The organism is Rhizobium sp. KNZ14-9A, from assembly GCF_056755015.1.
Genome location: NZ_JBPGXB010000002.1, coordinates 581887 through 599825, shown reverse-complemented (window position 1 = coordinate 599825; position 17939 = coordinate 581887). Strand labels below are relative to the sequence as shown.

The 17939-nt window shown below is 59.5% G+C and carries 21 protein-coding genes; 2 read left to right on the top strand and 19 right to left on the bottom strand.

What is annotated here, in order from left to right; all coding sequences use genetic code 11:
• Positions 1–2 precede the first annotated feature (2 nt).
• The 4 genes from ACR9ZQ_RS09055 to ACR9ZQ_RS09040 form a co-directional block, all read right to left on the bottom strand.
• Positions 3–2225 (bottom strand): adenylate/guanylate cyclase domain-containing protein, encoded by a 2223-nt coding sequence (locus tag ACR9ZQ_RS09055; protein WP_481427583.1) that lies wholly within the window; start codon positions 2223–2225, stop codon positions 3–5.
• 198 nt (positions 2226–2423) lie between these two features.
• The gene (locus ACR9ZQ_RS09050; protein ID WP_481427582.1) at positions 2424–2603 is read right to left on the bottom strand and encodes a hypothetical protein; all 180 of its coding nucleotides are present in this window, start codon (positions 2601–2603) and stop codon (positions 2424–2426) included.
• Between the two features lie 61 nt (positions 2604–2664).
• Positions 2665–4008, bottom strand: coding sequence for an O-antigen ligase family protein (locus ACR9ZQ_RS09045; RefSeq protein ID WP_481427581.1), 1344 nt, complete (start codon positions 4006–4008; stop codon positions 2665–2667).
• Positions 4002–4739 carry a glycosyltransferase family 25 protein gene (locus tag ACR9ZQ_RS09040; RefSeq protein ID WP_481427580.1) on the bottom strand — a complete coding sequence of 246 codons (738 nt, stop codon included), beginning with the start codon at positions 4737–4739 and terminating at the stop codon, positions 4002–4004. The genes ACR9ZQ_RS09045 and ACR9ZQ_RS09040 overlap by 7 nt, the downstream gene beginning before the upstream one ends.
• A 229-nt stretch (positions 4740–4968) precedes the next feature.
• Between ACR9ZQ_RS09040 and ACR9ZQ_RS09035 the strand changes: the two genes are divergently transcribed.
• The gene (locus tag ACR9ZQ_RS09035) at positions 4969–5712 is read left to right on the top strand and encodes an SIMPL domain-containing protein (RefSeq protein ID WP_310387123.1); all 744 of its coding nucleotides are present in this window, start codon (positions 4969–4971) and stop codon (positions 5710–5712) included.
• Positions 5713–5826: 114 nt separating this feature from the next.
• On the opposite strand, the gene ACR9ZQ_RS09030 is transcribed toward ACR9ZQ_RS09035, so the two are convergent.
• From ACR9ZQ_RS09030 to ACR9ZQ_RS08995, 8 genes are all read right to left on the bottom strand, one after another.
• Positions 5827–6198, bottom strand: a complete 372-nt coding sequence (locus tag ACR9ZQ_RS09030; RefSeq protein ID WP_310387121.1) for a hypothetical protein — start codon at positions 6196–6198, stop codon at positions 5827–5829.
• A 179-nt stretch (positions 6199–6377) separates the two neighbouring features.
• Positions 6378–6683 carry a hypothetical protein gene (locus ACR9ZQ_RS09025; RefSeq protein ID WP_310387119.1) on the bottom strand — a complete coding sequence of 102 codons (306 nt, stop codon included), beginning with the start codon at positions 6681–6683 and terminating at the stop codon, positions 6378–6380.
• Between the two features lie 122 nt (positions 6684–6805).
• A complete protein-coding gene (locus ACR9ZQ_RS09020) occupies positions 6806–7228 on the bottom strand; it encodes a secondary thiamine-phosphate synthase enzyme YjbQ (RefSeq protein WP_310387118.1) in 423 nt (140 codons plus the stop codon).
• A 74-nt stretch (positions 7229–7302) separates the two neighbouring features.
• Positions 7303–7656, bottom strand: coding sequence for a DUF1428 domain-containing protein (locus ACR9ZQ_RS09015; RefSeq protein WP_113324512.1), 354 nt, complete (start codon positions 7654–7656; stop codon positions 7303–7305).
• A 106-nt stretch (positions 7657–7762) separates the two neighbouring features.
• Complete coding sequence (locus tag ACR9ZQ_RS09010) at positions 7763–8986, bottom strand: MFS transporter (protein WP_481427579.1); 1224 nt, start codon at positions 8984–8986, stop codon at positions 7763–7765.
• A 123-nt stretch (positions 8987–9109) separates the two neighbouring features.
• On the bottom strand, positions 9110–9766 hold the full coding sequence (locus ACR9ZQ_RS09005; RefSeq protein ID WP_310387112.1) for a hypothetical protein: 657 nt from the start codon (positions 9764–9766) through the stop codon (positions 9110–9112).
• A 140-nt stretch (positions 9767–9906) separates the two neighbouring features.
• The gene (locus ACR9ZQ_RS09000; RefSeq protein WP_310387110.1) at positions 9907–10305 is read right to left on the bottom strand and encodes a DUF427 domain-containing protein; all 399 of its coding nucleotides are present in this window, start codon (positions 10303–10305) and stop codon (positions 9907–9909) included.
• Positions 10306–10536: 231 nt separating this feature from the next.
• A complete protein-coding gene (locus ACR9ZQ_RS08995) occupies positions 10537–11472 on the bottom strand; it encodes a phytanoyl-CoA dioxygenase family protein (protein ID WP_481427578.1) in 936 nt (311 codons plus the stop codon).
• Positions 11473–11607: 135 nt separating this feature from the next.
• On the opposite strand from ACR9ZQ_RS08995, the gene ACR9ZQ_RS08990 reads away from it, so the two are divergent.
• Positions 11608–12471 (top strand): helix-turn-helix domain-containing protein, encoded by an 864-nt coding sequence (locus ACR9ZQ_RS08990; protein ID WP_481427577.1) that lies wholly within the window; start codon positions 11608–11610, stop codon positions 12469–12471.
• On the opposite strand, the gene ACR9ZQ_RS08985 is transcribed toward ACR9ZQ_RS08990, so the two are convergent.
• From ACR9ZQ_RS08985 to ACR9ZQ_RS08955, 7 genes are all read right to left on the bottom strand, one after another.
• Positions 12468–13355 carry a DMT family transporter gene (locus ACR9ZQ_RS08985; RefSeq protein ID WP_481427576.1) on the bottom strand — a complete coding sequence of 296 codons (888 nt, stop codon included), beginning with the start codon at positions 13353–13355 and terminating at the stop codon, positions 12468–12470. The two genes, ACR9ZQ_RS08990 and ACR9ZQ_RS08985, sit on opposite strands and share 4 nt — an antisense overlap.
• 72 nt (positions 13356–13427) lie before the next feature.
• Positions 13428–14228, bottom strand: coding sequence for an AraC family transcriptional regulator (locus ACR9ZQ_RS08980; protein ID WP_310387102.1), 801 nt, complete (start codon positions 14226–14228; stop codon positions 13428–13430).
• Positions 14229–14333: 105 nt separating this feature from the next.
• Positions 14334–15131: an APH(3') family aminoglycoside O-phosphotransferase gene (locus ACR9ZQ_RS08975; protein WP_310387100.1), complete on the bottom strand. Its 798-nt coding sequence runs from the start codon at positions 15129–15131 to the stop codon at positions 14334–14336.
• Between the two features lie 51 nt (positions 15132–15182).
• A complete protein-coding gene (locus ACR9ZQ_RS08970; RefSeq protein ID WP_183740999.1) occupies positions 15183–15344 on the bottom strand; it encodes a hypothetical protein in 162 nt (53 codons plus the stop codon).
• A 108-nt stretch (positions 15345–15452) separates the two neighbouring features.
• On the bottom strand, positions 15453–16550 hold the full coding sequence (locus ACR9ZQ_RS08965; protein WP_481427575.1) for a DUF930 domain-containing protein: 1098 nt from the start codon (positions 16548–16550) through the stop codon (positions 15453–15455).
• Positions 16551–16598: 48 nt separating this feature from the next.
• Entirely contained in the window at positions 16599–17339 is a 741-nt protein-coding gene (locus ACR9ZQ_RS08960) for a DUF930 domain-containing protein (RefSeq protein WP_481429289.1), read from the bottom strand.
• A gap of 108 nt (positions 17340–17447) precedes the next feature.
• Positions 17448–17741, bottom strand: coding sequence for a GYD domain-containing protein (locus ACR9ZQ_RS08955; protein ID WP_113324502.1), 294 nt, complete (start codon positions 17739–17741; stop codon positions 17448–17450).
• Positions 17742–17939: the final 198 nt, after the last annotated feature.

Here is a 17939-nt window from a genome sequence, read left to right as displayed (position 1 = left end):
AATCACCGGTCAGCGTCGATCGAAAAGAATTTCAGCGCCTGCGGCGTGACATGCACATATGTCGCGCCGGGCTCTTCGGGAGTGCGATTGCGATAGACATTGCCGCAGACCATCCTGTCGAGGAAATAGCCCGCGAATTTCTCGCAGAGCCAGTCTCCCCTGATCTCGACGGTGCCGGTGATATTCGTGTTGGCGCTGCGGTAGGCGGTATTGCCGGCCTTGTCGAAGAACTGGACGAATTGCGTGCCGTTGCGGTGTTTGCCGGCCCAGGTCTTGTCGCTGATGAGATCGCGCAACTGCTCGCCGGTGACCTGATCAGCCTTCTCACCCTGAATTCCAAAAGGCCATTCAGGAATTCCCGCTTTCTGCAGCCTGCTCAAATGCAGGTTCAGATCCTCCTTGCGCCAGTAGTCGTAGAGATAGCTGTAATAGGTCAGATTGCTTTCTGGAAAGAGCTCCAGCAGCTTCGTCTTCTCCTGCAGACTGCGTTTCTTATCGCCGTCCTCGATATAGGCTGCAGCCAGGAATTCGCGCGCAGCCTCCGCATTGGGAAGCGCGTCGCGGGCCGCCTCCATCAGTGAGATCGCCCGGTCGTCATCACCCACGATGTAGAAGACGATACCCGCAAGCAATTGGAAGCCGGGAGATGGCGAAGGATCGAAGCGCAGCGCCTTTTCCATTTCGCTGATCGCCTGCTCGCGATTGCCGATATGAGCGAGCACGAGGGCCAGATTGCCATTGGCTTCAGCATCACTCGGCTGCGCCTGCACGGCACGGTTCGCCGATATCAGCGCCTCCGTCTGGCGACCATCGACCAATTGCAGGAGGGCAAGGACCGTATGCGCCCGCGCATTGTTCGGATCGATCTTCAATGCCTGCCCTGCCGCGTCATAGGCGATCTTGCGGGCCACGGCCGCCGACCAGAGGATATTGTAGTCGTTGCGCCAGACATCGACGGCGATGCGCGCTATCCCCGCATGCGCATCGGCAAAATTCGGATCGAGGTCTATCGCCTTCTGATAATAGGACAGCGCCTCGCGGTAGGTCGCAACGTCTCCATAGGTGAGGCCTGCCTGCTCGGCGCGCATGTAATAATCATAGGCCTCGAGGTTCTCCGTGGGGATCTGCGCCAGTTGCGTGCGCTCGCCCTCGCTGAGCCTGATGGCAAGCGCTGCGATGATCTTGCTGATGACATCATCCTGAACCGCGAAAAGGTCGGCATATTCGCGGTCGTAGCGCTCGGCCCAGAGGGAAAGGCCGGTCAGCGCATCGATCAGTTTGACATTGATGCGCAATCGCGAGCCCGCGCGCTGCAGCGTGCCTTCAAGGACATAATGGACGCCGAGCTCGGCCGCCACATCCTGTATCTTGCCGCCACCATCGCGCACCGCAAAGACGGAGTGACGCGCGATAACGAAGAGGCCGGAGACTTTCGACAGTTCCGTAATCAGATCATCGGTCAGGCCTTCGGCAAGATGATCGTGCTCGACGTCGCCGCTGACATTGATGAATGGCAACACGGCAACGGAGGGCTTGTCCGGCAAAGGATAGGCAAAGCGCTGGGTCAACGATGGATTTTCGAGCAGCGCCCATGGCTGCCACCACAGCGCCGCTCCTGCCAGAATGAGCAGGATGGCAGCAGCAGCCATTGCTGCGATGCGCCGGCGGCTGAGATATTCTCGCAGATTGCTGAACTTCTTGGCTGCCGCCGGATCGAACACGACGCGGTAGACACGCACCGGCTCGGGGATACTTTTGACCCTTTGCTCGCCGAGCGAAACGAAGCCGACATCGAGTTTCGATTTCACCTGATCGTAGGCTGGCCCGGAGATCGCGATCCCGCCGGGCTCCGCGAGCACCTGCATACGGTCGGCAAGATTGACGCCATCGCCGTGGATATCGTTCCCCTCAACGATGATGTCACCGAGATTGATGCCGATGCGGAAATCCAGGCGAAAATCGGCCGGAATCTCCGCATTGTGCTTCGCCTTCAGCTTCTGCACGTCCACTGCGCAGCGCATGGCTTCGACCACACTGTGAAATTCGACCAGCAGCCCGTCGCCCATGGTTTTGACCAGCCGCCCGCTATGCTCGGCTATCAGGGGCTCGACAACCTCCCTCATGTCTGCCTGGAAACGCAGACGCGTCCCCTCCTCATCGACCTGGCTTAAACGGCCATAGCCCACGACATCGGCAATCAGCACGGCTGCAAGGCGGCGCTCCATGTCAGTCTCTTCCCCCGAAAGGACGACAGCCGCATCTTACAGCACCGCTATGACCGATACCATCGCGGCCATTGATCGGCCTCGGACGCCTTAGGCTGACCGCGATCCCTTCCATGTCATATCACTGTCATATTCTGCATAGGTGGCATGCCAAAATGCTCATTGCCGCGCCACGTTGCGCAAATTATATGCTGCCAGCTAACAAAAATAAGAAAAAGCGAGCTTGCTATGCACTTGATTTTCAAACGCCGCAAAAGCGGCCTTATCCGACGGATCGTTAATAGCTTCGATTCTGCCCAGCAGCGCTATCGTGATGCGCGCGAGGCAAGGAAGACCGCGGTCCATCCTTCGTTTCTGGACGATTTCGGTATCTGACAACGCGGGCGCTCCAGCCTAGGAGCGCTCGGAACCCCCTTTTGGGCTGGGTTCCTTCGCCCTCTCAGGCAGCCTTCTGATCCCGAGATACCATGCCGGTATCCTGCCTGATCTCTCCCTTCTTCAACATGATCCCGCAGGCAAACGCGACGGCGGAGAACACGAAGAAGAACGATTCGCCGATTGCCAGCCGGTTGTTGGAGTTGGACAGGATCGTTCCAAGGAAGAACAGCGTCACCATGCTATAGGCGAGTAGCGCGCTGAGGCTGATCAGCTTGGCTCTCCACGCAGCTAAAACGCGGCTGTACATGCCCGTTGCCAATATGGCGAAAACGATAATGCCGAACAGCCCGTGACGGACAAGCATCTCGAAATAGCCGTTATGGAGCAGCGTATAGGGCACGCTGGCATAGGTGGTCGAGTTCCAGAGCGTCAGCCAGTGGTTACCGGCACCAAAGAGAGGCGCCTGGGCAATCACTTCCGAAGCATTCGCCCAGAGCTGCAGCCGTTCACTCATCGATTCCGGCGTATCTTTTGACGCGATCGCAGCAGCGACAGCATTCCATGCGCCGTGAGCAGAGATTTCGGTCTCGATCCGTGCGGTTGCCTCATAGGTCGGGCCGGCAAACCTCCAGATATCATCGCCGCCGACAAAAAGCGCTGCTGCGATGAGAGCGGCGACAACAGCCCCTACCAAGGCGGCCCGGCGTCTATTTGCGTAAAGCAGCAGCGAGGCCAGCATGAGCGGCCCGACGAGAACGAGGCTCAGCCAGACGCCTTTCGCCTTGGAGCCATAAATATTGAAAAGGCAGAGTGCGATGATGAGTGTCGCGACGGCAATAACCCAGCTGCCGGAACGGCGCGCGAGCTTGCCGGTTTCCCAGGCGTGCAACAGCCAGTAGAAAGCGCCGATCATCAGGAAGCCGCAGCCAATCGCGCCATGGATCAGGTTGTTATGGAAGAGCGGCGAAATACGTGCGTCGCCTTCCAGGATCAGCCGGTAGTCGGTGGAGATCAGCAGGGCGGCAAGGGCTATCGGGAAATAGATCGCAAAGACCGTTTCGACATGTTTCCGGCTAGAATAAAGCGCGATGCCAACCGCCGGGAAAAACAGCGGAAAAGCGTAGAGCCAGTCGGACGCGCCCTTTTCGCCGTCGACGATCAGGCCGAAGAGGAAGCGCAGCAGCGCGTAGGCGCCCCAGGCAAGGCAGGCATTGGCCAGCCAGTCTCGCTTCAGCAGACCTAAATTCGGCTTGAACCAGACAAAGGTCGTCCCGATCAGCAACAGCGCCGCATAGCGATAGCTATCGCTTTCCAGAATGGGAGCCGAAATCAGCAGCAGCCACAGGATGACGAGGACGGGCTTGAGGCGGGAGGGCGTGGCAATCGGCTCTTCGCTCGCTACCATAGAGAATATTGCACCCTTCTAGCATAATCGGCGGCGCGAAGCAGATGGGTGACGGAGCGGCGTATTCCCTTAAATTTCTGCCGTCTGTAGTCGAGCTTCGTCGCAATCGCCGTTTCGTGGCTGTTCGGCCCTAGCTCTATCAGATTGTTCTTGACCGTAAAGGTATTAACCTCGGTCGACCACCCGCGCTCTAATGCCACATCGAAGGGATAGACCATGACAGTCATGGTCCGGAGAAGCTTCTTTGCGCCGGATCGGGTGACCAGATAGCAGGCAGCCGAACCCTGCGGCCCGTGGATGCAGCGGCCGATGACATCGCCGAATTTCGTCGTCGCCTTCTGCATGAAGCCCTTGGACCGGTGGTTGAGCAACTTGACCAATTCCGCTTTCGGAACGGCAGCAAGCACAGCCTCTGCACGTTCTATCAGATTGGCCTGCAGTTCCACGTCATCTTCCATGATGATCGCTGCATCATTGCTGCTGTCGAGAAACTCGGTGAGAGCCTTGACGTGGCTGCGATAGCAGCCGTGCTCGCCCGGCAGATAGTTCCTGCCATTGCGAAGAAGAAATTGCCGCTTGTTGATGTCAGCCTTGTCGTGCGGCTGGATCTGCGAGCCATCCACCCCGGATATCCTGACGACGTCGAGCGCCAGCGAATTGGCCTTCCGCGAAAGCCCTTCCCAGCGAGCGATGGAGCGGTTCAGGTTGATGACATAGGCACCGATTTTCATAAAAGCGAAACTTCAGCATGAGACAGAAATGCGGTTCTTTATAAGTCGAGGCTTAACAGCGGGCAACATCCACACGCCCAGATTACCTACCATGCGTTGATTACCCCCTACACCCTTTAGTCGAAAGCAATCATCATGGTAAAGCAATTCTCATATCAATTCCTGCCGCAATAGCTTCACAATCCGCAGACACAAAGCTCGCAGGGACGCAAACAGCCGAGGAACAAACATGGCGCCGAACTACACCAAGACTGCCCTTCTGACAGCCTTTCTGAGCCTGCCGCTCGCGGCATCCGCTCCGCTTCTGGCGCAGGAGAACAAGCCGCGCGAAGCGGTCATCAACGTATCAGGAGAAGGCGAATCGGCATTGGCTCCCGATATGGCCGTCGTCAATCTCGCAGTCGTCAAACAGGCAAAGACTGCCCGCGAAGCGCTCGACGAAAACAACAAGGCGATGAACGAAGTGCTGGCCGCGCTCAAGAAGAGCGGCATTGCCGATCGCGATCTGCAGACCTCGGGCTTTTCGATCCAGCCGCAGTACAATTACCCGCAGCCGGTCGATAACCAGCCGCAGCCGCCGCAATTGATCGGCTACCAGACCAGCAATTCGGTCACCGTGCGCGTCCGCGACCTGTCCAAACTGGGCGAGATCATCGATCAGTCTGTCACTCTCGGCATCAATCAGGGCGGCGATATCCAGTTCACCAACGACAAGCCGGAAGCAGCCTTGGAGGCAGCCCGCAAAAACGCTGTCGCCAACGCGATCAGGAAGGCGAAGACCTTGAGCGAAGCCGCCGGCGTGAAGGTCGGCCGCATCGTCGAGATCAGCGAGAATGTCATGCGCCCGATGCCGCAGCCGGTCTACCGCGCCGCGATGATGAAGGAAGCCTCCGATGCCGCTGCCGTTCCGGTCCAGGGCGGCGAGAACAGCTACAATGTCACCGTCAGCATGACTTTCGCAATCGAGCAGTAAGGCTCGACAGGGCGCTTTGGCGCCCTGTCCCGACGGGAAAAGTTGCTCAAAAGAAAACCGCCCTTGCTGTCTGCAAGGGCGGTTTTTATGCGACGGACGATCGTGCGCCTGGTATCAGCGGCGCATGAGCGGGCAACCGCGAACGTTGCCGAAGGTCATCTGGTCGGGGCCGCGGCGGCTCCAGCCCTGCACGATGACACGGCGCGGCGTAACATCGACGACGCGCGTGCGGCGCAGGCCGTAATCCTCGGCGATGTTTTCCGCCATGCGCGGATCGCAGCCGCCACGCGGCGGACGCCCGTAGCCCGGCGGACGGCCGTAACCCGGCGGCGGTGGCGGCGGGCGACGCCAGTCCGGCGGGGGCGGACCACGGTCCGGTTCGCCGATAATGATATTCACCTGTGCTGCAGCCGGCGCAACGGTGCCGGCCAGCGCAGCAGCGGAAAGAAGGGCGGCAAGCCCCGCCTTCGCCAGAAACTGCATCATGAAAAGATCCTCGTGGTTGATAGCCGCGCGGGCAACTGCCGGAGCCTGTTCGGAATCACTTACATACAGTTCCGAGAGAAGACGGTCGAAAGTGCCGCGGTCAAGACAAAACGGCCGGAGCTCAAGTTTTCTAGTTCAAGTTTTCCTGACCCATGTCTTCCTGGCTCTGGCCGAGCGAATTAGCGATACATGAGCGGGCAACCGCGCACATTGGCGAAGGTCATGCGGTCCCAGCCACGGCGGTCGCGGCCGGCAACGACGACCCGGCGCGGCGTAATGTTGGAAATACGCACGTCGCGCAGGCCGGAATAGCGGGCCTTGCGGATGGCCTGCATCGGCGAGCAGCCGCGAACCGGCGGGCGGTGATACTGCGCCTTGACGACGAAATCCGTCTGGGGAGCGGCGAAAGCAACGGAGCCGGCAAACGGGACGGAACTCAGAGCGAGTAGTGCGGCAAGCGAAGCCTTGGCAAGGAAATGCGACATTGGGGTTGTCTCCTCGTGGTGTTTCCTCGATCTCCCCTTTGGGATTGTCGCAAGACTAAACCCATGAAGCTGAATGCCATTCGAACCATCCATTCAGTTGGCATTCACAAGGGTTAATGACCTCACGGACTCAAATGCAGCACCACCTCGCGCCAGTGCGGGTGGTCGCGGTGCTCGAAGAGATAGATGCCCTGCCATGTGCCGAGCATCAGCCGGCCGCTGCTGACGGGAACGCTGATCGAAACCTGCGTGAGCGCCGCCTTGATATGCGCCGGCATGTCGTCAGGTCCCTCCGTCGTATGGACGACCCAGCCCATCGACGGATCGGATGACGGCGGCACGAGGCGACGGAAGAAACTGTTGAGATCCGTCTTCACGTCGGGATCGGCATTTTCCTGAATGAGCAGCGAGCAGGAGGTGTGGCGCACGAAGACCGTCAGCAGCCCGTCTTCCAAGCCGGACCGGCACACGAAGTCATTGGCCTGATCGGTAAATTCGTAGAGGCCCTGGCCGAGGGTGGAAATCACAAAGGTAGTCTGGGGCAAGGCTGTCTCCGTCGCAGATTGTCTCTCGCGAGGTGGCGTGCCTTGCTCTCGAAGTCAATGGCATCGGCTCGATGTTAGAGCCGCAGCAACTCCTCGAAACCGCCATAGATCATGCGCTTGCCGTCAAATGGCATCTTCCACTTGTCGCTGGAAAGGCGCGGATCGGCCATGACCTTGGCATTGACCTCGTCGCGCTGCTGTTTGGATTCGTAGAGGATCCAGGAGAAGACCACCACCTCGTCATCCTTGGCCATCACGGCGCGTGGAAATGAGGTCAGCTCGCCATAGGGCACGTCGTTGCCAAGGCATTCGACATATTCGAGCGCGCCATATTCCTTCCAGATCGATCCGGCATAGGCGGAGAATTCCTTGTAGGCATCGACATTCTCGCGGGGAACGGCGACGATGAAACCATCAACATAGGACATTGCACTTCTCCTCTCGTGTTAACGTCCATAGGACGTTAGACGCCGGCGGCATCCGACATTGCCGCGTCAATTAACGCCGGCGACCGATGCGGCAAGGAGATAAGGGTTAGCCCTGAAGGGTCTTCACCTTCAGAAGGTCAGGGAAAAGTCGCGTCCACAAAAGCACGACGACGATCGTACCGACCCCGCCGACAATGCCGGCCACGACGGGGCCGACCACGCCGGCAAGCATGCCGGATTCGAATTCGCCAAGCTGGTTCGAGGTGCCTATGAAGAGCGAGTTCACAGCATTGACGCGGCCGCGCATCTCATCCGGTGTCAGAAGCTGGACGAGAGAACTGCGAACAACAACGCTGACCGTATCTGATGCACCGATAACGAGCAGGGCGATGACGGAAAGCGCGATGTTGGTTGAGAGCGAGAAGACGATGGTGGCGACACCGAAGACAGCGACCGCCACCATCATCTTGCGGCCGACATCCGATGTGAGCGGCCGGCGGGCCAGCACGATGGACATGGCAAGTGCACCGATGGCGGGTGCCGCGCGCAGCAGGCCAAGGCCCCACGGGCCGGCATGCAGGATATCGCGGGCAAACATCGGCAGCAGCGCTGTCGCGCCGCCAAGCAATACCGCGAAGAGATCGAGCGAAATCGTGCCGAGCATCACCGGCCGGCTGCGGATGAAGGAAACGCCGGCGAAGACGGAGGTAAGTGTCACCGGCTCGCGTTTTGAAGGCGTCCACTCCATGCGAATCGAAATCACGTTGAAGCTCGCGACGGCAAAGAGCACGGCTGCGACCGCGAAAGGCGCAATGGGGCTGACGCCATAGAGAAGACCGCCGAGCGATGGGCCGATGATCAGCGCCGTCTGCATCAGCGAGGTCGAAGTGGCAACCGCTCTCTGCAACATCGAGGCCGGCACGATACTAGGCAGGAGGGCGGCCATGGTCGGCCGCTCGAAGGCGACGACGGCGCCCATGATGGTGACCGCGGCCAGAATTCCGGCCGGCGACAGCCATTGCTGCCAGGTTGCCACCGCCAGCACCAGCGAGGTAACAGCCTCGATCAACTGGCAAACAAGCCCGATCCGCCGGCGGTCGAACCGGTCGGCGACATGACCGACGACAAAGGTCAGCACGGCCATCGGCAGGAACTGGCAGAAACCGACGAGGGCGAGCGCGAAGGCGCTGTGTGTCTGATCATAGATCATCCACCCCATGGCGATACCGACGGCCTGGAAGGAAAGCGAGGAGAAGACGCGGGAGGCGGCGAAGTTCAGATAGCCGGGATGGCGCAGAACGCTATCCCGCTCTTTCACTGGTATGTCCATTGTTCAGTCACCGGCCTGCGGCCAAGCCACAGGCACATATAGGAATCTTATAAGAACGGAACGGTGTTCTGCTTGAAAATGATTTATGTCAACCGGAATAAGCTCCGGCGCGCAATTGCCGCATCAAGTTGGGCGCGGACAGCAGCCGACCATCTGGCACGCGGCAGTATGGAGCTGATCGCGCATATCGAGAAGCCACATGGTCTCTTCCATGACATCAAGGATTGCCGCACGCAAACCCGGATCGACAAGCGCGAGTAGCTCGTTCTGCGAACTGCCTATGGTCGCTGTGCCACTGAGAAGCTTCCTCATCTGCTCGACAGAGGGAGCGGTGGAAATCTCAACCCTATCCAGAATGTCCGGAGACGGAATGCCCATCCAGGCAAGTGCGGAAGCAACGAGCACTTTGGAAAGCGCACGGCACAGAGGACAGGACAATTCCTCAGATGTATTGACGATCTTCCGCTTGAAACAGGCGATCGTCGCCCGGACCTTGCTGTTGACGGCTGCGAACATGCCGACCGCGATCCTTCGGGCAGCGTCGACAGGTCTCAATATGTAGACCCTTTGTCGGCTCCTGAGTGAGGTGGCGGCACTATTTTCCTCATTGAAACCCTGAACAAGAAAATCACCCCTTCCCGCCAGTATTTCCAGAAGGATCATAACATATCCGTCACTACGAGAAATATCGAATTCAAGATTGAAAGAACCATCGCCGATGCTCTCTACAATCCGGATATCCAATACTTCGGAGCGAAGCTCCACCTGATCCAGTTTCATGAAGCCCCCGGTCTGCAGTATCCTCGCGCGCGGCAAAGATACTGCAACCTGAGAGGGATTCATATTAACCCAATACGCTTATGCATCCGGCGTCATCTTGAACCCGGTGCGTAGATCATAGGTGGAAGTCAAGTTATCCCTTAGAACTGCCCTGCTTCGGGCGACGACAGCTCTTCGATGGAATCGACCCTGTCAGGGTAAAAGGCCATATAGCCCTCGATGTTGGCGACGGCGGGATTGGGCGTCTCATACGTCCAGATCGCATTCTTCGAACGCTCACCGCCAACAGGAATGCTGTAGTAGGAGGCGTCCCCCTTATAGGGGCAATGGCTCTCGTGGTCGGTGCGCTCGAGCAGCGACATGTCCACATCCTTGCGTGGAATATACTGCACCGGCGGATAGGAAGCCTCGCGAAGCGTCAGCGCATCATGCGTATCAGCAATCACGCGGCCACCCAGCTTGACGACGATACGGGAGGGATTGTGTTCGACGGTGATCGGATGGTCCGGCCCGGGAATCTTGATCGGCTTGCCTGACATGGATGTCATCTCCGGATTGATATCTCTTGGAAAGAGATAGGGTACGCAAGCGACCATCCCAAGGGGTCAGCAGCTCCCTTCTCGTTCTTGGCGGATTTCATAAGCCCGCAGATGTGTGGATGAGGGACAGCATCGGCGGCTTCGTACCGGACCGCGCAATCATATCGCCGATGATGATGAGGAAAGAGCCGCGAAGGCGTCCACCTCCGCGGCTTGTGATCTGCTATCCGCTTACCAGCGATCGAGGCCGAGCAGCTTACGGCCGAGTGGCGTCAGCTCGGCGGTCTTGGCGTTATGCTTTTCCCATTCGCGCGGATCGCCGGGGAAGGCATCACGCTTCGGATGGTCGAGCTCCCTCCATAGGCGGATGCGCTCTTCGCGCTCTTCGGCATTGTCGTATTCGGCCGGATGCATGGAGATATATTGCGCCATGCGCACACGGTTCTCCGCATGGTTTGGGCGAACACCATGGGCAAGCAGCGAATTGAAGATCATCAGATCGCCCGGCTCCATGTCGATATTGACAACGGAAAGACCGGTCATATCTGGATGCATCGGATCGCGATCCTCGGGTTGCGTCTTCACCCATTCGTCGAAATGCTCGAAGAGATAGGGAACGCACTGGAAGCCGCCGACATCGCCGTCCTGCTTCTTGAGACTCAGCACGCCCTGCACGCCGATCGGCAGCGGCCGGATGGACGTATCGACATCCCAATGAATGAAGCCGTTCGGATTGCCCTTGACCTTCTTCGGCGGGTTCAGATTGGCGCGGTCGATCGTCACCCACAGGTCTTCGCGGTCCCAGATGTCGACGAAGACATCGTAGACGCGCTTTTCCATGCGGTTATCCCAGAGGGCCTGGTGATTGTAGATCTCCAGCATACCGGTATTGTTGAGCTCTTTCATCTTGTGCTCACGGCGCTGCGGCGCATACCAGGTGGAAGAATTGTTCGGATCCTTCTCGTCAAAACGCCAGAGCACTTCCGCAAGCCGCTCGACATTGGCTGCAGGAACGGCCTGGCGAACGATCACATAGCCCTTCGTCGTCCAATGCTGCCAGTCCGCCTCCGAGAGCACGCGCAGCGGCAATCTCTTCTTGATGTCCTTGAGCTGGGTGGTGACCGACGAGGCCGTCGGATGAGCGTCGCGTTTCGCTGCCAGTTGCATGAGATCCTCCCATCGTTTGATCCATCCCTGTGGTTTCAGGCAATAAGGAGAGTGTAGTGCACGGGCTCCGGCCATGTTGTGCCAGCTTGGCAGATTATGATACTATTGTGGCGTCAATGGCCCAAAAGGCGCCCGATGAGGCCTTATCTAGAAATATTGCCGCGGCATCCCGACAGCTCCTGGAGCATGTTGAACCGGCGGCTGGATGACGCGATCCCGTTCCAGTGGCACCATCATCCCGAGTTCGAGCTGACGCTTACACTGAATTCCATCGGCCAGCGTTTCATCGGCGACCATACTGGGGAATATGGCGATGGCGACCTCGTGTTGGTCGGCCCCAACCTGCCGCACACCTGGGTATCGCGCGCGAAATATGACGAGGCAAACCCGCATATCGCCCTCGTGCTCTGGTTCCATCCGGACTGGATACAGAAGATGACATCAGGGGCTGTGGAGCTTCGTCCGGTCGAGTCCATGCTTGCCCGTGCAGATCGCGGCCTGCACTTCTCGAAGGAGGCAGCCGAAGCCGTCCGCAACGATATCGAGGCGATCTTCGCAAAGCCGCCTGCCGAACGGCTGCTCTCGCTCTTCGACATTCTCGGCTCCATCGCCGGCGACCGGCAGGCATCTGCGCTGGCCAGCACACCCGGCCAAAGCCGGGAATTGCAGGAGAGCCGTGAGCGCATCGACCGGGTACTCACCCACCTGCATCTGAATTATGCCCGCACGATCGCGCTGGAAGAACTCGCCGATATAGCCGCACTTAGCGTCTCCGGCCTGCACCGGCTCTTCCGCCGTCACACTGGTACGACCGTCTCCGACTATCTGATCCGTATGCGCATCGGTGATGCCTGCGCGCGCCTTTCGGCCACGGTCCAGCCCGTCGGCCATATCGCCGATGCCGTCGGCTATAGTTCGCTTGCCAATTTCAACCGGCAGTTCAGGGCACAGACCGGAATGACGCCGCGGGAATACCGCAACGTCTTCCGCCGCGCCTAAGCTTTCTCGTTTCGGCGTAGGCTGGCAAAACCAAGCCCAATGACGGCTGCGAGCACACAGGCGATCCCGAATATCTGGTTGAGGCCGATCGCTTCCCCCAGGAAAAGGAAGGCGAAGATGACGGCGGATACCGGCGCCACGGCGGTAAACAGAGACGCTTCCGCACCGCTTACGCGCTCCGCCCCCGCATACCAGAGCACGAAGCCGCCGACCGTCGGCACCAGCGCGTAATAGATCACCGCAGCGACGGCGGACTGCACGCCGTTGCCGATATCATGGTGCTCGAACAGAGCCGGTACGGCTGCGACCACGAAACCAATCGCCGTCATCAACGCCGACTGCGTCAGCGGCGGAATGGCCGTACCAAGCCGCTTGTTCAGAAGAATGAACAGCCCTTCGCAGATGACGGCCCCGAAGATCATGATATCACCGACAAGAGACCCTCGCCCGGCCGCCGGCGAAAAGGCGATGGAAAAGACACCCGCAGCCGCAAGCCCGATCGCCAGCAGCAGGAAACCATGCGGCTTCTCGCCAAGCAGGAGGATGGAGATCGCCGCAGAGACGACCGGCAGCGTGCCGATGATGACGCCGGCATTGGCCGCCGATGTCAGCGACAGGCCTGAGATCAGCAAGGTCGTGTAGCCAACGCTCCCGGCCCCCGCCTGTGTGACGAGGATCAGCCAGTCCCGCCCGGAGAGCCGCGGCAGCCGCGATCCCGTCCAGCGCATGAGGAAAAGGAAGAAGGGAAAGGCTACGGCAAAGCGTAGCGCCGTCGCCGTAAAAGGCGGCAGGCCCGAGGCAATGACCTTACTGGCGATGACAGTGCTGCCAACCGTCACCATGGCCAGCGTGAGATAGATATACCCCTGAAATTCCCTGCTCATCTGCCGCTCCCTTCGAGATGGAGCAAACAAACAGGTTGGGCAGCGCGGGGTCTTGAACGAAATTGCAGGAGATCAGGAATGGCCGCGCGCATAAGCGCCGGGCGTCAGGCCATAGCGGGAAACGAAGGCGCGCGTCATATGGCTCTGGTCGGCAAAGCCGCTTTCGGCGGCAGCCTCCGCGAGCGCCGCGCCACCGGCGATCAGCCGCCGGGCAAGATGCACGCGAGCCTGAACGAGATAGGCATGCGGCGTAAAGCCCGTCACCCGTGCAAAAGCGCGCAGCACCTGAAACCGGCTGAGGCCGCTCTCCCCTGCCAGATCGGAAAGCGAAATCTCCGCCGCCGGATCGTCATCGATCATGCTGCGGGCCTGAACAATGGAATGCGGTGCCGTTGCCGGCTCCTCCCGTATCGCCGTTTCCCGCAGGGCATCGGCAATGACCGACAGTAGCAGCTCCTCGCAGCGCATTCGTTCCTCGTTGCCGGTCACGGCAGAAAACAGCGCGCGAAATCGTTCGGCAAGTAACCTGTCGTGAATGACGGGGTGCGGAATCTCCGAGCGGCCGATCCCGCCCTGTGCAACCTCGCGCGCAAGACCCTCCATCACGGCAGGATCGAAATAGAGAATGCTCCAGGAGCGCGCCTCGCCGATCGGCGTCCCGTCATGAACCTCATTTGGATTGACGGTGATGAGATCGCCGGCCTCCGCCTCGACCATGCCGCGTCCGCTCAGCGATTTCTGCGCACCGGAAAAAATAAGGCCAATGCCGAACTGCTCATGCGTATGGCGCGCGAAACGATGACCAGATGTCGCCACAACCGCTTCAACGCCGGGCACGGACGAGCGCAGCATCCTGAACTGGCTGGCGGCCATGGCAATCTCCTTCCCGGCCGACTTTGACAGCCGGCCGCAAGCCGGGCAAGCGCGGAAGCAAGTCCAGCAAAAGTGCGCAGCGATTTTGCCTCAAAACAAAGAGTTCTAAAAGAACTCATCCAGGAGCTGATAGTAGTCCATCTTCACGGGATCGATGATCGACAAGCCGTAAGCATTGAGGAACAACCGCACGAATTCCTCGCCGAAATTATAGGCGATGCTGTGGCAGGCAAGCGCGACATCCTGATAGCGGTCGGCGACGCCAAGGCGGCAGCAATCGATATAACCGGCAAACCGCCCGTCTGCGACCATGAAGTTCGGCAGGCAGGCATCGCCATGCGCAACGACGAGATTTTCGCTTTCGGGCCGCAGCCGCTGCAATTCGCCGAAGAGGAAGAAGGCGCTTTTGCCGAGCCGTATCTCGTCGAAATCCGTCTCGTCGACGACGCCGGCTCGCATGCGCGCTTCAGCGACCGCGAGGCGCTTCTCCAGCCGATGATCGAACGGACAGGCGCCGATATCGACGTTATGGAGAGTGCTAAGCGCAGAGGCGAGGATCTCGATCCGCTCTTCGGGCAGCAGCGCCGCGGCAGTGACGAGATCGGCGCCCGGCAGTGCCGTCATCAGGAGAAAACTACGTTCGCCATCGCTCTCATAGCCGATGAGCTCGGGGCAATCGAGGCCCTGGCTGCGAAGCCAGACGAGCCTCTCGGCCTCATCGGCAAGCTCGCAAAACGGCCCCGCCTCTTCGACCTTCAGGTAAAGCCCTGGACGCCTCTCGCCTTCCAATCGGAAAACGCAAGCCGAGGAACGGCCGAGCGCGTCCCGCCGCCATTCATAGCCGCCGAGATGGCTCCGGAGTGAAACTGGAAGCCTGCCATCTTCCTGAAGCGGAACGACCATGACAATCCTATGATGGGAAAGAGCTCTGCCCGAGAGCTCCGCGTGGGCGCCTTAGTGGAAGGTTTCGGCCGGCGCGCTTTCCAGAAGAATTTCGAAAGCTTCTTCCAGAGCCGCGACCAGAATATCGGTCAGCTCGTCGGCCTTGTTTTCCAGAAACATCAGGCTGACAGCTTCTTCCTGACGCTCGAAGAAGTGCTCGATCTCGTTCGACATATCATTGTCCCCTTATCCACCATAATCATCACGGCCATGGGAAAACGATAGAGATGGTTCCTTGCGCGTGGCTTGTTTCGGGATGGGCGCGACCAAAGGTGCCGCCGACTATTCGCGAATATCGTATTTTCCATACTGGCTACGGGGGATCAAGCCGCCCACTTCGTGGGCAAACGAAACCACTTTCGTGGCATCCGCATCCACCTCACAACGGAAACGAACATGGTACCAGCCCTTGGCCGTACCAAAGGCTGCATCGTCGATATTCAGCAGGGTTCCTGCTCGCAACCCGTACTGGGGTAGTGCGTAGGGCTGGTAACTCGGGGAACCGTAAGCGAGTTGGGCTCGAAGCTCGCTGGCGCAAAGAACGGCCACCCTTTTGCTACGTGGGAGACCGTCGACTGCAGACTGCGCAAGGGAGCTTCCGTCCTCAGTGGACGAGAACAGCGTCTTGGCGTTCGCGAGATCATTGTTCTTCACCATCTCTTTTGGCTTTTCAGGCGTTTTCTGCGGCGGCGGCTTGGTCTGCTCGATACTGGTCTTGGCTTCACCCGACACGTCTGCTGACGGCCCATTTGGCTCCGGAGAAGCATCAGCCGCCGCAACTTCCGGAAGCTTCACATCATCTGGAACGGGCCTTGATGGAGGCGTCTCAGTTTTTGGTTTCTCCGCGGCGGCCTCTGTGGGCATTTGCTGCGGCTCAACATCACGCTTTGGGGGCGTCGTTGCCGCCTTTGCTTCGCCTTCAGACGAATTGCCTGCCAACGTTTTTTTGGGACCACTATTCTTATCGCCAAATTCCGTGACAACACGCATAGGCGGCATAGGCGGCGGCTTCGTTTTTTCTGCCGTCTCTGCGGCAGGCGGAGGTGATTGCGGCGGTGGCGGTGGAGGCGGTGGCTGCTTGGCCTTCGCCTGTTCCTTCGGCTTCTCTTCCTCTTTCGGCTTTTCCTCGGGCTTCTTCTCTTCCGGCGGCGGGACGAGCTCGACCTTAACGCTCTCATCTTCTGCGGGCTTCGGCTGGATATCAGGCAAGCCGAAAATGAGGAGCGCGACCAAGGGAATATGCACGAGCACGGACGCGACCACACCCCAGCGAACGCGAGGCTCCTGGTGCTCCTTTTCGTGGTCCGTATCTGCCGGTTCGACTTCGTCTTCTGTCACAGCAGCGATGTGGCCTTTAAAACTGGCAGCATCAAGCCACAAATCGAAAAAACCTCGTGAAGTTTGCGCACAGCGCCTATCGCTCCTGGCTCACTGATCGGCCTCGCCATCATCGGCGACCAGATTGTGTTCCTGCCACTCGCTCCTCGGAATGGCGTCACCTATAGCAAAGGCAAAGGCGACAACCGCCTGCCCCGCTGGGTCGACCTCGCAATGGAACCGGACGTTGAACCAGTTGCGCTTGCTGCGAAAAGCCCCGCCATCCACCTCGACGCTGTTACCCCTCACCTTCTCCGCTTTCATGGCATAGGGCGCAACGAGGTCAGGGGCAGAGCCCGGACGCGAACGGCTGATCTGCTCCAGCGCTTCGAGATTGCAGAGCTGCAGATTGCGCTCCCCGCCGGACAATGTGCCGAGCAACTGGCGCGCCTCCCGACTGCGTGGGCTGGCCAGCGTCTTTCCCGAAAAGAGCTCTTTTGCCTGCGTCAGCTCCGGCGGACCCGACGTCACCGGCTTCGGCGATGTCGGCAATGGAGGAGGCATCTCCCTCGATGCCGTCTCGGCTGCCGGCGGGGCATCCTCTCCCGCGGCAGAATTTGCTTTGTCTTCGCTCTTGTCCGGCAGCGGCTGGACAGCAGGCGGCGGAGATGGAGTGGTGATCGCGGGCGGTGTCACGACTTCAACGTCGACGCTGTCTTCCGGCGCAGGCCTGATGGGCTGCACATCAGGCAGGAAAGCAAGCAGAAGCAGGCCGATGACCAGATGCAGTACGAGCGACACCGGCCAGGCCGGATCGATTCTTCCTCTCTGCAACTGGCCGGCATGTTCCATCGGCAAGGCAAGTCCATGCTCTGGGTTCAAGGCGCAGCGACACTGCCAGCGCCGCGGGACAACCGCAACGCCGCATCCGGCTCATCACCAGCTATTGGCCATCCTGACCTACGAGAGCGACGCGATGATGTCGCGGTAGTTCACTTCCGAAAATGCCTTCATGGTTTTCGTGCGGACATTTCCGCCTGTGGCGAGAGACAGCGTGAAGCGCGCCATCACGCGATCATCAGGCGCCTCGCAGACGGCCACCATGTCATATTCGCCCATGGTGAGATAAAACTTGTCGAAGGAACCGCCCATGCCGCCGAGCATGTTCCTTGCCGCATCCAGTCGCTTGGCAGAATCCTTCACGTTCCGGATGCCCTGATCGGTCCAGTTTATCAGCAGAATGTAGGTGGTCATGCTGCACCTCCCGACGGAGGCCACGGTCACGCGGCGCATGATACAGCTCGCACGCCGCGACCGCTCTCTTCCCCCGCTGCCGAAATTATAGGCCTGTCACCACACACGGACAAGCGGCGCGAGAGCCATCAATCGGGCTAGACATTCCCCGACGGGCTAATCCGCTCAGGATCGCAGGCAGAGAAAAACCCGGCCAAC